11 protein-coding genes are annotated in these 14,753 nt (G+C 56.1%); 7 read left to right on the forward strand and 4 right to left on the reverse strand.

The window, feature by feature from the left end:
* Window positions 1–33: 33 nt before the first annotated feature.
* The 4 genes from AZE99_RS01755 (at window position 34) to AZE99_RS01770 (ending at window position 4,871) form a co-directional block, all read left to right on the forward strand.
* A complete protein-coding gene (locus tag AZE99_RS01755) occupies window positions 34–3,111 on the forward strand; it encodes an efflux RND transporter permease subunit (protein WP_067197529.1) in 3,078 nt (1,025 codons plus the stop codon).
* 11 nt (window positions 3,112–3,122) lie between these two features.
* Window positions 3,123–3,656 (forward strand): peptide-methionine (S)-S-oxide reductase MsrA, encoded by a 534-nt coding sequence (msrA, locus tag AZE99_RS01760; protein WP_067197531.1) that lies wholly within the window; start codon window positions 3,123–3,125, stop codon window positions 3,654–3,656.
* 9 nt (window positions 3,657–3,665) lie between these two features.
* Window positions 3,666–4,532, forward strand: a complete 867-nt coding sequence (locus tag AZE99_RS01765; protein WP_067197534.1) for a UTP--glucose-1-phosphate uridylyltransferase — start codon at window positions 3,666–3,668, stop codon at window positions 4,530–4,532.
* A 66-nt stretch (window positions 4,533–4,598) separates the two neighbouring features.
* On the forward strand, window positions 4,599–4,871 hold the full coding sequence (locus AZE99_RS01770) for a DUF6726 family protein (RefSeq protein ID WP_156472053.1): 273 nt from the start codon (window positions 4,599–4,601) through the stop codon (window positions 4,869–4,871).
* A gap of 1 nt (window position 4,872) precedes the next feature.
* Here the strand turns inward: AZE99_RS01770 and AZE99_RS01775 are convergent, their stop codons facing one another.
* The 3 genes from AZE99_RS01775 to AZE99_RS01785 all read right to left on the reverse strand — a co-directional run bounded on the left by AZE99_RS01775 (window position 4,873) and on the right by AZE99_RS01785 (window position 7,708).
* Complete coding sequence (locus AZE99_RS01775) at window positions 4,873–5,889, reverse strand: M48 family metallopeptidase (RefSeq protein WP_197460224.1); 1,017 nt, start codon at window positions 5,887–5,889, stop codon at window positions 4,873–4,875.
* 45 nt (window positions 5,890–5,934) lie between these two features.
* A complete protein-coding gene (locus tag AZE99_RS01780) occupies window positions 5,935–6,579 on the reverse strand; it encodes a LysE family translocator (protein WP_067197541.1) in 645 nt (214 codons plus the stop codon).
* A gap of 238 nt (window positions 6,580–6,817) precedes the next feature.
* A complete protein-coding gene (locus AZE99_RS01785; RefSeq protein WP_067197544.1) occupies window positions 6,818–7,708 on the reverse strand; it encodes a LysR family transcriptional regulator in 891 nt (296 codons plus the stop codon).
* A gap of 126 nt (window positions 7,709–7,834) precedes the next feature.
* Between AZE99_RS01785 and AZE99_RS01790 the strand changes: the two genes are divergently transcribed.
* From AZE99_RS01790 to AZE99_RS16220, 3 genes are all read left to right on the forward strand, one after another.
* Window positions 7,835–8,551, forward strand: a complete 717-nt coding sequence (locus AZE99_RS01790; RefSeq protein WP_067197546.1) for a pirin family protein — start codon at window positions 7,835–7,837, stop codon at window positions 8,549–8,551.
* A 92-nt stretch (window positions 8,552–8,643) separates the two neighbouring features.
* Entirely contained in the window at window positions 8,644–9,225 is a 582-nt protein-coding gene (locus AZE99_RS01795; protein ID WP_067197548.1) for an FMN-dependent NADH-azoreductase, read from the forward strand.
* A gap of 141 nt (window positions 9,226–9,366) precedes the next feature.
* Window positions 9,367–10,245: a mannan-binding lectin gene (locus AZE99_RS16220; protein WP_197460226.1), complete on the forward strand. Its 879-nt coding sequence runs from the start codon at window positions 9,367–9,369 to the stop codon at window positions 10,243–10,245.
* Between the two features lie 98 nt (window positions 10,246–10,343).
* Here AZE99_RS16220 and rpoC read toward each other — a convergent pair whose 3' ends face one another.
* The gene (gene rpoC, locus AZE99_RS01805) at window positions 10,344–14,747 is read right to left on the reverse strand and encodes a DNA-directed RNA polymerase subunit beta' (RefSeq protein WP_067197553.1); all 4,404 of its coding nucleotides are present in this window, start codon (window positions 14,745–14,747) and stop codon (window positions 10,344–10,346) included.
* Between the last annotated feature and the right edge of the window lie 6 nt (window positions 14,748–14,753).

Consider the following 14,753-nt stretch of genomic DNA (forward strand, 5'->3'; position numbering starts at 1 on the left):
GTGTTTTGAATAACAAGGATTGTCGGGTCTGATATGCTTGCCCGCTTCGTCATTTCCCGCTGGCAGCTCAGTTCGGTCCTGTTCATCCTGCTCGCTTTGCTGGGAATAACCGCGCTCAGCGATATTCCCAAGGCAGTCGACCCCCATTTTCCTATCCCTGCGGTCAATATCATCGCAATTCAGCCTGGCGCTGATGCGCAGGAAATGGAAGAGACAGTCGCCAAGCCGATAGAAGATGTCGTCCAGAGTCTGGATGACATCGCGGAGGTGCGATCGACGAGTACGGATGGCGGAACGGTTATCCGGGTTGAATTCAGCCAGTGGTCGGGGGATGTCGACGGCTATTTCGATGACGTGGTGCGGGAAGTATCCGCGATCCGTGATCAAATGCCGGCAGAATTGCAGAAACTGGAATTCCGCAAGATCCGCACCACGGAGGCTGCCGTCATGCAAGTGGCTCTGGTCAGCGAAACGGCTTCGTGGCGGCGGATGGAAAAATATGCAGAAGATATGGTCGATGTATTCATGCGCAATCCTGGCGTCCGGGAATCCCGGATTTTTGGCCTGCCGCAGCCGGAAGTCAGCGTCGAGGTCATGCCGGACCGGTTGTCCGAACTCAGGGTTCCTGCCAGTGCGATTGCCGATGCCGTCCGCCAAGGAGGTGCAGACTTGCCAGGAGGCGCGGTGCAGAGCGGGGAGCGAAGGCTGAACGTCGAAGCTGGCGGGGCATTTCGGGATCTCGATGCCATTCGCGGATTGCCGCTCAGGGCGTCGAGTGGGTCACTTTTGACAGTGGGCGATGTCGCGGACGTTGGATGGGGTGCTGTGGAACAGCTCTACCGTACCCGCCACAATGGTCAGCGCGCGGTGTTTCTCAATGTTACGCAAAAAGATGCTGTTGATGTCACTCGCCTGAAAAAGGAACTGGATATCGTAATGGATCAGCAGCGACTGGTCTTGCCTCCGGATATAAAACTGGTCATGCAGTTCGACCAGAGTCGCGATGTGAAGCGGCGACTGAACGAACTGACTCGCGACTTCTCGATTGCCATCGCCTTGGTGATCTTCACGCTTTTGCCTCTGGGACTGCGGTCCTCGGGGATCGTCATGATATCGATCCCGCTCTCGCTCGCCTCGGGCTTGCTGGTCCTATATGCGATGGGATATAATCTCAGCCAGCTTTCCATCGCCGGATTTATTGTTTCCCTTGGTTTGCTGGTGGACGACAGCATTGTGGTCACAGAGAATATCGCCCGTCATCTACGAATGGGCAAGACAAGAGCCCAAGCCGCGATCGAGGCGAGCTTGGAAATTCGCGCAGCGGTGATTGGTTCGACGGCCGTTCTGGTGCTTGCTTTCGTGCCGTTGCTGTTTCTGCCCAGCGGTGCCGGATCCTATACCAGATCGTTCTTCATCGCCATTATCGCGACGGTGATTTCATCGCTGGTGATCTCCCTGTCTCTTATTCCGTTCCTCGCCAGTCGCATGCTTCGGCGGGATGAGAATCCCGAGGGGAATCGGGCGTTGCGCTGGGTAAATGACAAAATCCAGAGGTTCTATCGCCCTTTCCTGCACATCGCTTTGGGGGCACCGGTCAAGACCGTGGCACTGGCCATGGTTTTGTGCCTGTCCGCTTTTGCACTGATCCCGTCTTTGGGCTTTTCACTATTTCCCTTTGCTGACGCTCCCTATTTCCGGGTTTCGGTCGAAGCAGAGCAGGGCAGCAGCCTGGATCGTACTGACCGGATCGTGGCCGAAGTCACAAAAATTCTGGAAACCGAACCCAGTATAAAAGTGCGAGCGGAAAATATCGGAAACGGCAATCCACAAGTGTTTTACAATGTCGGACCGAAGGCCGAGCGCATCAACTATGGTGAAGTATTGGCGGTGCTGGACGAATGGGACACACGCGAAGGTCCGGAGATGATCGATAGATTGCGCAAGCAACTCGACCAGATTGCCGGCGCCCGGGTGAAGATCGAACTTTTTCAAAATGGTACGCCGGTGGAAGCGCCGATTGTTATCCGGGTCGCCGGCCCGGAATTGGACAAGCTCAAACAATTGTCCGGAACGATTGCCGATGTTTTGCGAAAAACGCCGGGCGCGCGCGATATTGTCAATCCGGTGGAAACCGACAAGATTGATCTGGACATCGGATTGAATGAAAAGAAAGCAGCGCTACTCAATATTCCATCCGGTGAACCGCGCCGTGCCATCCGGTTGGCAATCAGCGGCGAGCGCGCAGCATCTTTTCGCGACCAGGAGGGCGATAATTATCCCGTGACTGTTCGCTTCCCATTCGAGGACAATCTTCCAATATCGGTGCTAGAAAAAATCTATGTCGCCACGCGCACCGGCGATCCGGTGCCGCTAGCCCAGATAACAGATCCGAAGCTCACCAATGTGACCCCGCAAATCCAGCGTTACCAGTTGCAGCGAACGGTTCTGGTTACCGCTCAGGTCGACTTTGGTGAAATCCCTTCGACAGTCAACGACCGCGCTGTGGAGCAGCTGCAAGGGATTAAATTTCCAGAAGGCTATGAATGGTCGGTCGGCGGTGAAGCGGAGAAAATTGGTGAAACTTTTGGCAATTTCGGCCCCTTGATCCTTACCGCATTCATGCTCATGTTTGCGGTTCTGGTGGCTGAGTTCAGGCGGTTCCGTGAAACAATCGTGGTCGCCGGCGTCGTCCCTCTGGGCACTTTTGGCGGTATTCTCGCTCTTTTCTTTACCGGCAACTCGCTGAGCGTGATGGCCCTTATCGGGTTTATCGCGTTGATCGGAATTGAAATCAAGAACTCGATATTGCTGGTCGATTTTACCGCCCAGCTGCGGGATCAGGGCATGGAGTTGCGGGATGCGATTGAAAGGGCTGGCGAGGTCCGTTTCCTGCCGGTCCTGCTCACTTCGATCACCGCAATTGGCGGCTTGACCCCCCTCGCGCTCTGGGGTGGCGCGCTTTATGCACCGCTGGCTTCCATCATCATCGGGGGGTTGATCAGCTCGACCCTCTTGTCTCGCGTGGTAACACCCGCCATGTATCTTCTTGTCGCCAGGCGCGATGAAGAGAAGAAGAACGCAAATAGCGGGGGCGATGCAGTCACCGTGTAAGAGGAGTGTTTATGGCAAAGCAGGAAGCCATTGTTGCCGGTGGCTGTTTTTGGTGCACCGAAGCGGTGTTCAATGACATTGCCGGGGTGCAGTCGGTCGAAAGCGGCTACATCGGCGGCGAAAAGCTAGATCCTACTTATCGGGAGGTTTGTTCGGGTGCGACCGGCCATGCCGAAGCGATCAAGATCGGGTTTGATGACACGGTGGTGAGCTATTCCGACCTGCTCGACATTTTCTTCGCAACTCATGACCCGACCCAGCTCAATCGTCAGGGCAACGACATCGGCACTCAGTATCGTTCGGCGATTTTTCCGCTTGATGATGACCAGCGTGCCGAAGCGGAAGCGGCAATTGTCCGTGCTGGGGAGAGCCGGTCCGAACCGATTGTGACTACGATCGAAGGGCCTGCGCCCTGGTATGTTGCGGAAGATTATCATCAGCAATATTGGGCTGACGAGGGCCGCAGCAATCCTTATTGTGTCGCCACCATCCCGCCTAAGCTGCAAAAACTGCGCACCAGTTTTGCCGACAAGTTGAAGGATTAGGAGCAAGCCATGAAACCGATCAGAAAAGCCGTTTTCCCGGTCGCGGGCATGGGAACCCGGTTTCTGCCGGCGACCAAGGTGATGCCGAAGGAATTGTTCCCGATCGTCGACCGCCCGCTTCTGCAATATGCCGTGGATGAAGCACTGGAAGCCGGAATCGACCAGATGATTTTCATCAATGGTCGCGGCAAGGGGATGATCGAGGATCATTTCGATATGGCCTATGAACTGGAACGGACCATGGCCGACCGATCGAAAGATGGATCGGTGCTTGAGGGAACCCGTTTGCGGGCCGGCGACTGTGTCTTTGTCCGGCAGCAGGAGCCGCTCGGTCTCGGCCATGCCATCTGGTGCGCGCGGGACATTATCGGCGACGAGCCTTTTGCAATTTTTCTGCCCGACGAATTCATGGTCGGCTCTCCCGGCTGCATGAAGCAGATGGTAAGCGCCTATGAAAAGCTGGGCGGCAATATTGTTTGCGCGCTGGAAATCCCGATCGAGGATACCCCGTCTTACGGTGTCATTGACCCGGGTTACCGCGATGGTCCGATCACCGAGGTCAAAGGGCTCGTTGAAAAGCCGGCGGCGGGCACTGCGCCATCCAATCTGATCCTTCCGGGTCGCTATATCCTGCAACCCGAAGTGATGCGGATATTGGAAACGCAGGAAGCCGGTGCGGGGGGCGAAATCCAGCTGACCGATGCAATGGCGCAGATGATTGGCAAGCAGCCGTTCCACGGCATGACCTTTGACGGCAAACGCTATGATTGCGGATCGAAACAGGGCTATGTCGAAGCCAATCTGGCGATGGCACTGGCTCATCCGGAGATTGGCAGCGATATTCGGACCATGGCTGAGAAACTGCTGGCGCAATGACGGCCGGCTTCGCTATTCATGCGGAGCCGATCCCATTGGCCGCTCAAAGAATCTGAGGAATATTTCATGCGCATATCACCTATCTTATCGGCGGCTCTCATTCCTCTGCTATTGTCCGGCTGCGTCGCGAGCAAGATCATCACAGCGCCGTTCAAGGCTGCCGGAACGGTAGTTGAGACGGCCGTGGATGCGACCACACAGAGCCAGTCGGAGAAGGAAGAAGATCTGGGCCGTAAAGTGCTCGCTGACCGGAAGAACCAGCGGGATCTTTGTCTGGATGAAGCGCAGAACAAGGAAGAGCGCCGCAATTGCAAGGACGCTTACAACCGGTATGATTGAGTCAGTCTGTCTTGGCCAATAGTGGTGGCGGATATTTGCCCTCCACCGCCTTGGTAGCTGCCATTTTCGCCATTTCCTCTTCGAACAACTTCACCCGTTTTTTCCAGCGATAATGGGTTGAAGCGGAGAAAATGCCCTTACCATGCTCCTCTCCATAGCGGGTCCAGAAGCGCACTGCCGCTTGCGGGTCATAGCCGGCATTGGCCATCAACCATATCGATAAGCGATCCGCCTCGATTTCGGCGGCCTTGATCTCACCTGCACTTTTGCCAAATTGTCCGAAAAATCCCCGATTGACGTTTTTCGCATCAAGCTGTTCGCGGTGTTTCAGCAGATTATGAGCCAGTTCGTGGGCAACCACGGCAGCGAATTCATCGTCGTTCAGAAAATATTCCGCCAGACCTGATGAGACGCTGACCATTTTGCCATCGGCGCTAGCACTCCTGTCGGCACTGACCCGGATCTGGAACCGTCCCGGACATGTCATGACGCGCCCGACCGGAACAATCCGGCTGATGCCGCCGTGAGAGATCGTCAACTGGATATTATCCTCCGCAAGTGTATCTTCCAGTAGCTGATTGATAGCCGCGACCCTGCGATAGACCGGCTGTTCATTGGACAGTTCGGGATCGTCAATTGCAATGTCATCGACGGGTAGAGCGTTGATGGCAAACAGAGTGTCACCTGGTGACAATTTTGCGGTTTCGGCCGGACTGTGCGGAGCCACTGCAGTGATTCCTATCGAACCTTCAAAACCAAGGGCGAAGCGGGCGGTTGCCTGATCTGCATATTGTGCGACATCATTGAGCAACAGACCGGTTCTGGCGATTTTCTGATCGCAATAGGGTGCATTGGCATCGACCAGTCGATAACCGATGGCGTTCAACCGCTGGTCAAGCAGTTGCAGGCCCTTGATCGCCAAAATCATGTCGGCGCTGACCCCGTCATCAGCGGCTTCCTGTGCCGATAGTGGTCCGGCGAAGCTCAACGCCAGCAGAGAAATCCAGATTCTGATCATAAAGCCCATCTAGCCCGTTGCTCCTGTCGGCAGGTTGAACGCATTTTATATCGCATGATCGGTGAGGTTCCACCATCCCAATATCAACGCTGCACCGATCAGAACGATCGCGGCGATTTTCTGAAACAGCGGCTGTGCCTGATCGGCATTGCCCAGATTGCGAGCCTTGGAAGCGAGAGCGGAGTAGAAGGTCAGGCCGGTGGTTTCCGTTATGACGGTCAATCCAGCCAATATCGCAAATTGCAGCATCACATTGCCATCGGGATCGATGAATGGCGGGATGAACGCGGTGTAGAACAGGAGTGCCTTGGGATTGGACATATGCACCGCCAGACCATTGAGAAATCCTTTGCGGAAACCGGCGCTCTTCGCTGATTGTCTGGCAAGAGCGCTGGTGCTGCCCCTCAGCATCTGAAACGCCATCCAGGCCAGATAGGCGACACCGATCCAGCGAAGAATGGCATAAGCAGTCGGAACGGCATTGATCAGTGCAATCAGACCAAAAGCGGTCAGGCCATACCAGATGAAATTTCCGATATTCACGCCCACGATCGGTCCAAGCGCGCCGCGCATTCCCCCTGCCGGACCATGGGGCAGGGCATGGCTGACGGCGACCATTGTTGCCGGCCCCGGGGTGAGACAAAACATCAGGTCGGTGATCAAAAAAAGGAATATGGTTTCGAGCGGCATTAATTTTCGGACCTGTTTTCCTGATGAACTTTACAAACTTTACAGTGTAAGAGAAAAATATTCCTGACCTGCAAAATTTAGCTAAAAACGCGCCGGTCGGACCATCCAGATTGCCCATCGGGAAGAAGCTTGTTGCAATTGGGCCATATCTGCATTTCTTTGGTCATCAGGGAAAGATACAAAATCCCGATGATGTAGGACAGCGAAATGACGTGGTCTCAGTGCCGTTTGCTCTTGGCTAGCGCAAATTGTCCTTCAGAAAGTCCACCAGTGCATCGACCCGGGCCGGTCGCAAGGGGGAAGGGGGCATGACGATATTGAGGGCGATATCCCCGATGTGACAACCCGGAAGAATATCGACCAGCTCTCCTGCATCCAGTGCCTTTTGACACAGAAAATCGGGCAGATAGCCGATTCCGCGTCCGGCTATCAGCGCCGGGAGCATGACATCCCCATTATTGCTGCGGAACCGGCATTTGGGGCGTACGTTCGTCATCTGCTCATCCGGGCCCGTGATTTGCCATATCTCCGGGATCGGCGTGTTCGAATAGATGAAGCAATCATGGTCGTTCAGGTCAGCCGGAGTTGATGGCTGGCCCTTGCGCTCGACATAGCTCGGGGCGGCAATGAAATAGCCGTCCATCTTGCGCAACCGGATAGCCCGCAGGCTGCTGTCGGGGAGCGCGCCGATCCGGATGGCGCAATCAAAGCCTTCCTCGACCAGATCAACCCGCGCATCATTGAGCTGCAGGTCAACGGTGATCTCGGGATAGGCGCACATGAAGTCGGCGATCACCGGTGCGAGATGCGAGAGGCCGTAGCTGAGCGGCGCGGCCAGACGCACCTGTCCCTGCAACAAATGGGTGGTATCGCGCGCGGCCTCCATCGCCGCCTCGCCGTCACGGGCGATCTGCTGGGCATGATGGAGAAGCGACTTGCCTGCAGTGGACAGGGAAATCTTGCGCGATGTGCGGTGGAACAGGACGGTGCCGAGCGACTGTTCCAGCCGAGAGATCGCTTTCGAGATTGTCGGTTTGGAAAGCGCGAGTTCTTGTGCGGCGGCGGTGAAGCTGCCCAGCCGCGCAACCGCTGCAAATATCGCCCATGCTTCATAATCGGGTAGTGCCATGGCGACATATTAGATAACTATTGGAAACAATCAAATTCAATATTGGCTATTTTGGAAACATAGTCGGCGGCCTATCTCCATCTCAAGCAGAGTGGGAACACGAACCACTCGAACAGGAGAAACACAATGATCGAGAAACGAGAGTTCAAGGATCTTGCCCATGTTGATCATGAATGGCTGCAGGCCCGCCATCATTTTTCCTTTGGCAATTATTGGGACCCGGCCCGCATGGGTTTTGGACCGATCCGGGTGTGGAATGATGACGAAATCAAGCCGAAGACCGGATTTCCGATGCACGGCCACAAGGATATGGAAATCATCACCTATGTCCGCGAAGGGGCGATTACCCACCGCGACAATATGGGCAATGAAGGCCGTACCGAGGCCGGTGATGTCCAGGTGATGAGCGCCGGCACCGGCGTGATGCACAGCGAATATAATCTGGAGGACGAACAGACCCGCCTGTTCCAGATCTGGATCGAACCGCGCGCCGCGGGCGGTGCTCCCCGCTGGGATGCGAAAGCCTTCCCCAAGGGCGATCGCTCCGGTCAGCTGGAAATTCTGGCTAGCGGCTTCGAGGAGGACATCAAGCATGGTGCGCTGATGATAGGGGCGGATGCACGCCTCTATGGCGCCACGCTCAGCGCAGGCACGACGATCGCGCATCAGATTGCCGATGGCGCCCATGTCTATCTGGTCGGCTCCACCGGTCAGATCCGGGTCAATGGCGAGCTTGTTGGTCCGCGCGATTCTCTGGCGATCCGGGATGTCTCGTCACTACAGATTGAAGCGATTGACGAGGCCGAATTTGTCTTTGTCGAAGCGTGGGAGCCCTCAAACTAACTCCCCGCTCGCGGAGGGGCGCTCCCTATCCCCTGATCCCAGAGCGTCCCTCCATTTTTTTCGTCTTATTACACAGCAAAAGGAACAATTTCATGACCCAGTCCACAAACATCCTCCGTATCGACGCCAGTGCCCGCAAAGTCGGCTCATCGTCCCGCGCCCTGACCGATGCCCTTATGGAAAGGCTCGCTCCAGACAATATCGTCACCCGCGATCTTACCGAGGTCCTGCCCTTCGTGACGGAGGATTGGGTGCGCGCGAACTTCACCGACGAAAACGAAAGAACCGAAGCCCAAAAGGCGGAGCTGGCCTTGTCGGACTCCCTGGTCGATGAACTGATCGCAGCCGACACGCTGGTGATTGGAACGCCGATTTATAATTTCGCTGTACCGGCGGCGCTCAAGGCATGGATCGACCTGATCGCCCGTGCCCGCAAGACCTTCCACTATACTGCCAATGGCCCAGAAGGCTTGCTCAGCGGCAAGAAAGCTTATGTGCTGATCGCATCGGGCGGCACCGAAGTCGGCAGCGAGATTGACTTCGCATCCGGCTATTTGCGGCATGTGCTGAGCTTTGTAGGTATCACTGATGTAACGATCATCGCGGCGGACCAGCAGATGATGAAGGGTGAAGCAGCACTCGACCAGGCGCTGGAGAAAGTGGCAGCAGCCTGATCCGTATTGCGGTCGATAAGATCAGGGAGTCCGTCAGCGATCCACTGACGGACTTTTTTCCAATAACACAAAGAGTCTTGGAAACCATGCCCGCTTTGTGCCAACCCATTTACGGGTCGCGCCAACAAAAGTGGGGAATCCATGAAATTTCTAAACAGAGCGGCGGCAATGGGTCTGACCGTTGCCGCGCTGGGATCGACATCCCTGATCTTTTCCGAAGCAGCGCTGGCCCAGCGGCAGCAGCAGGGTGTGAACGGATATAATGTCTCGGAGGCGCGGTTCAACGGCGGGCTGTTTCGGGAAACCGGCAGGGGGCACTGGACCGAATATGGTACCGATGGCAGAGTGAAGTTCACATTCAACGAAACCGGGCGCGATGACTGGTCGGTCTATCTCAACGATCCTTCGCGCAATGTGCAGTTGCAGATCGATATTCACCGCAAATGGATCCGACTTGGCGACAATGGAGGTCCCAAGCGCGACTTCTATCCGATAGCCAGCGCTTTTCGCAACGAAGGCCGGATGCGACCACCGCGTTCAGCGCCAAGCGCCCTGACAGATGGCCGCAACGTCCAGCAGGTATTTTTTTCCGGCGGCAGTTTCAGGCAGACCGGCCCGGGGCGCTGGACAGAATATAATGTCCAGGGCCGGGCAATGTTTGAATTCGCCGAAACCGGGCGGGACCAGTGGTCGGTCTATCTGAATGACAGCTCACGCAATATACAGTTGCAACTGGACCTCCATCGCAAATGGGTCGGCTATGGCCAGAATGGCGGTGCCAAGTCCGATCTTTACCAAATTACATCGACTTCGCGGCAAAAGACGGCCTCTCGCCCGACGCCGCGTCCGGCTCCCCCTCCGGCCAGCAGGACCCGTAACGTGAATGCCGGGCCAATCTGGAGCCAGCAGGATGCGCGGACAAAATGTCCGGCGGTCGCGGCCTCGCAGGGTGGTGAGTGGACTGGCCAGTGGCGGACCACTGTGCAGGGCCGGATGTCGGTGTGCGAGATCAGATTCTAGCGGACAGTACTGCTCGCGCCTGTCTCACCAACATGAAAAAGGCCCTGCTGGATTGTCTCCAGCGGGGCCTTTTTTAATTCGGTTTCAGACGAGGAAGACTATTCTTCTTTATCTTCATCGCTCTGGGCGGCTTCGGTGTCGCTTGCCTCGATGCCTTCACCCATGGTTTTTGCCATGTGTGAATCGCCCGTTGCAGCTTCATCGCCTTGCGCCAGTTCGGCAGCATGCTGTTCTTCGGAGCTATCCGCAGCAATCAAGACTTCCTCGACCGGTGTTTCGCCGAACACGTCAGCAGCGGTTGGCTCTGCTTCGGCAGCCGGTGCAGCAGCCGCGGCATTTGCCACTTCTTCCGCCTTCAGATCAGCCGCAGCCTGCATCGCGTCGAGCATTTTCTGCTGTTGCGCCCGCAATGCCGCATCGCGGCTGGTTGCCGCGATCCGCGCACGGTTCATGCCCGCACCGGTACCGGCCGGGATCAGGCGACCAACGATCACATTTTCCTTGAGACCGATCAGTTGATCCTTCTTGCCCTCGACAGCCGCCTGGGTAAGCACCCGGGTGGTTTCCTGGAAAGAAGCCGCAGAGATGAAGCTGCGGGTCTGCAAGCTCGCCTTGGTGATACCGAGAAGAACGGGCTTGCCGGCAGCAGGTTCCTGCTTCTTGGTCAGCTTGGCGTTATATTCCAGCATCTCTTCAAGATCGACCTGTTCGCCCGGAAGAAGCGTCGTATCGCCGCCATTGGTGATTTCAACTTTCTGCAGCATCTGACGAACGATCGTCTCGATATGCTTGTCGTTGATTTTCACGCCCTGCAGACGATAGACTTCCTGAATTTCCGAAACGAGATATTCGGCCAGCGCCTCTACCCCGAGAACTTCAAGAATATCATGTGGATCCGGAGAACCGGAAACGAGGTTGTCGCCCTTCTTGACGAAATCGCCTTCCTGTACGTCGATGACTTTCGTCTTCGGCACCAGATATTCGACTGGTTCGCCCTCTTCCGGAACAATCGCGATCTTGCGTTTCGCTTTATAGTCCCGAACGAATTCAATCCGTCCGTCGATTTTCGCGATGATCGAATTGTCCTTCGGAATACGCGCTTCGAACAGTTCGGCCACACGTGGCAGACCACCCGTAATGTCGCGGGTTTTCGCAGCTTCGCGAGAAACACGCGCCAGCACGTCACCGGCAGCAACCTTGGCACCGTCTTCAACCGACAGGGTTGCGCCATTGGCGAGCATGTAGCGACCGGATTCACCGCTATTCTCATCCAGCAGGGTGAGGCGGGGACGAAGGTCTTCCTTGTTGGCTCCACGACCCGAAGCACGATATTCCGTGATCACACGCTGTGCGATACCGGTGGCTTCATCGGTCTGTTCGGTCATCGTCTTGCCTTCGATGACGTCCTGGAACTTGATGACACCCGGTTTCTCGGTGATCATCGGCATGGTGAACGGATCCCATTCGGCCAGACGATCGCCCAGTTTTACCTTGGCGCCGTCCTTGATCAGCACGCTGGTACCATAAGGCACCTTGTCGGCAGAGCGTTCGCGACCGTCATTGTCGATCACGGCGATGATACCGCTACGTGCCAGCGACAGGAAGCGTCCGTTCTTGTCTTCGATGACCGGCATGTCACGATATTCGACCACACCTTCTGCCACCGATTCCAGATTGGACTGCTCGTTGAGCTGTGCCGCGCCGCCGATGTGGAAGGTCCGCATCGTCAGCTGCGTGCCTGGCTCACCGATCGACTGGGCTGCGATAACGCCAACCGCTTCACCGATATTCACCGGTGTACCGCGAGCAAGATCACGACCGTAGCAGGTGCCGCAGACGCCCATTTTGGATTCGCAGACCAGCGGTGAACGAATGCGCGCGGACTGGATGCCGAGCTCCTCGATCACGACGATAGCCGCTTCGTCCAGCAACGTGCCGGATTTGATCACAACGCTGTCGTCTTTGCTGTCGACAATATCTTCGGCCATGGTGCGGCCCAGGATACGTTCGCCAAGCGATGCGATAACCGAACCGCCCTGGACGATGGCTTTCATCTCCAGCGCGTTTTCGGTGCCGCAATCTTCTTCGACGATCGTGCAATCCTGTGAAACGTCAACCAGACGACGGGTCAGATAACCCGAGTTGGCCGTTTTCAACGCCGTATCCGCAAGGCCCTTACGCGCCCCGTGAGTGGAGTTAAAATATTCCAGAACCGTCAGGCCTTCCTTAAAGTTCGAGATAATTGGTGTTTCAATAATCTCGCCGGAAGGTTTCGCCATCAGGCCGCGCATGCCGCCCAGCTGCTTCATCTGGGCTGGCGAACCACGGGCGCCGGAGTGGCTCATCATGTAGATTGCGTTGATCTCGCGCTCGCGGCCATGTTCGTCCTCTGGCGTCGCGGCCAGCTCGTCCATCATCGCGTTCGCAACCGTGTCACCACAGCGGGACCAGGCGTCGATCACCTTGTTGTATTTTTCCTGCTGGGTAATCAGACCATCCTGATATTGCTGTTCATAATCAGCCACCAGGGTACGGGTTTCTTCAACCGTCTTGTCCTTGGAATCCGGAATGATCATGTCATCCTTGCCGAAGGAGATGCCGGCACGACAAGCGTGGCGGAAGCCAAGACCCATGATCGCATCGGCGAACAGGACCGTGTCTTTCTGACCGGTATGACGATAGACTTGGTCAATCACGTCGCCGACTTCTTTCTTGGTCAGCAAGCGGTTGACGATGTCGAACGGCACCAGGTGCGATTTCGGCAGACATTCGGCGATCAGCAGACGGCCCGGGGTGGTTTCGAAACGCTTGAGAATCGGCTTGCCGTCCTCGTCGGTTTGCGGAACCCGGGTGGTGATCTTGGAGTGCAGGGTTACTGCGCCAATTTCCAGTGCCTGATGCACTTCGGCCATATCGGCCAGCAACATGCCTTCACCCGGCTCGCCTTTGCGATCCATTGTAAGATAATAGATGCCGAGAACCATATCCTGCGAAGGAACGATGATTGGCTTGCCGTTTGCAGGTGACAGGATGTTGTTGGTCGACATCATCAGGACACGTGCTTCCAGCTGCGCCTCGAGGCTCAGCGGAACGTGGACAGCCATTTGGTCACCGTCAAAGTCGGCGTTGAAGGCGGAGCAGACCAGCGGGTGAAGCTGGATGGCCTTGCCTTCGATCAATACCGGTTCGAATGCCTGGATGCCGAGACGGTGAAGCGTTGGTGCGCGGTTCAGCATCACCGGATGCTCGCGGATCACTTCTTCCAGAATGTCCCAGACTTCCTTGCGCTCTTTTTCGACCCATTTCTTGGCCTGCTTGAGCGTCATCGAAAGGCCCTTGGCGTCAAGGCGTGCGTAGATGAACGGCTTGAACAGCTCCAGAGCCATTTTCTTCGGCAGACCGCATTGATGCAATTTCAGCTCAGGACCGGTCACGATGACCGAACGACCGGAATAGTCGACGCGCTTGCCGAGAAGGTTCTGACGGAAACGACCCTGCTTGCCCTTGAGCATGTCGGACAGCGATTTCAGCGGGCGCTTGTTGGCACCGGTGATGGTCCGGCCACGACGGCCATTGTCGAACAATGCATCGACCGATTCCTGAAGCATGCGCTTCTCGTTACGGACGATGATATCCGGCGCGCGCAGTTCCATCAGGCGTTTCAAGCGGTTGTTCCGGTTGATGACGCGGCGATAGAGGTCGTTGAGATCGGAGGTCGCGAAACGGCCGCCATCCAGAGGCACCAGCGGGCGCAGCTCGGGTGGGATCACAGGAATGATTTCGAGGATCATCCATTCCGGCTTGTTGCCGGAATCGATGAAGCTTTCGACCACTTTCAGGCGTTTGATGATCTTCTTTGGTTTCAGCGTCGACTTGGTGGTCCGCAGATCTTCCATCAGATCGTCGCGTTCCTGCTTCAGGTCGAGGTCCTGCAACATGATCTTGACCGCTTCTGCACCGATACCGGCAGAGAAAGCGTCTTCGCCATATTCATCCTGCGCTTCGAGCATTTCGTCTTCGGTCAGCAGCTGGAATTTTTCCAGAGCCGTCAAACCGGGCTCGATAACCACATAGCTTTCGAAATAGAGCACGCGTTCCAGCTGCTTGAGCTGCATGTCGAGCAACAGGCCGATGCGCGATGGCAGCGATTTCAGGAACCAGATATGTGCAACCGGAGCAGCAAGGTCGATATGGCCCATGCGTTCGCGGCGAACCTTGGTTACCGTGACTTCGACACCGCATTTTTCGCAGACGATGCCTTTATATTTCATGCGCTTGTACTTGCCGCACAGGCATTCGTAATCCTTTACCGGACCAAAGATGCGCGCGCAGAACAGGCCGTCACGTTCTGGCTTGAACGTCCGGTAGTTGATGGTTTCCGGCTTCTTGATCTCACCGAATGACCAGCTGCGGATACGCTCTGGTGAAGCCAGGCCGATCTGGATCTGGTCAAATGTTTCCGGTTTTGCGATCGGATTTGCAAAATTTGTTACTTGGTTCATGTCTTA

The organism is Sphingorhabdus sp. M41 (assembly GCF_001586275.1).
Classification (GTDB): domain Bacteria; phylum Pseudomonadota; class Alphaproteobacteria; order Sphingomonadales; family Sphingomonadaceae; genus Parasphingorhabdus.

Coding starts and splice junctions, on each gene's coding strand:
- AZE99_RS01775 (WP_197460224.1), bottom strand. CDS start 5,889: ATGATCAGAATCTGGATTTCTCTGCTGGCGTTGAGCTTCGCCGGACCA.
- rpoC (WP_067197553.1), bottom strand. CDS start 14,747: ATGAACCAAGTAACAAATTTTGCAAATCCGATCGCAAAACCGGAAACA.
- AZE99_RS16220 (WP_197460226.1), top strand. CDS start 9,367: ATGAAATTTCTAAACAGAGCGGCGGCAATGGGTCTGACCGTTGCCGCG.
- AZE99_RS01785 (WP_067197544.1), bottom strand. CDS start 7,708: ATGGCACTACCCGATTATGAAGCATGGGCGATATTTGCAGCGGTTGCG.
- AZE99_RS01770 (WP_156472053.1), top strand. CDS start 4,599: ATGCGCATATCACCTATCTTATCGGCGGCTCTCATTCCTCTGCTATTG.
- AZE99_RS01790 (WP_067197546.1), top strand. CDS start 7,835: ATGATCGAGAAACGAGAGTTCAAGGATCTTGCCCATGTTGATCATGAA.
- AZE99_RS01755 (WP_067197529.1), top strand. CDS start 34: ATGCTTGCCCGCTTCGTCATTTCCCGCTGGCAGCTCAGTTCGGTCCTG.
- AZE99_RS01795 (WP_067197548.1), top strand. CDS start 8,644: ATGACCCAGTCCACAAACATCCTCCGTATCGACGCCAGTGCCCGCAAA.
- AZE99_RS01780 (WP_067197541.1), bottom strand. CDS start 6,579: ATGCCGCTCGAAACCATATTCCTTTTTTTGATCACCGACCTGATGTTT.
- AZE99_RS01765 (WP_067197534.1), top strand. CDS start 3,666: ATGAAACCGATCAGAAAAGCCGTTTTCCCGGTCGCGGGCATGGGAACC.
- msrA (WP_067197531.1), top strand. CDS start 3,123: ATGGCAAAGCAGGAAGCCATTGTTGCCGGTGGCTGTTTTTGGTGCACC.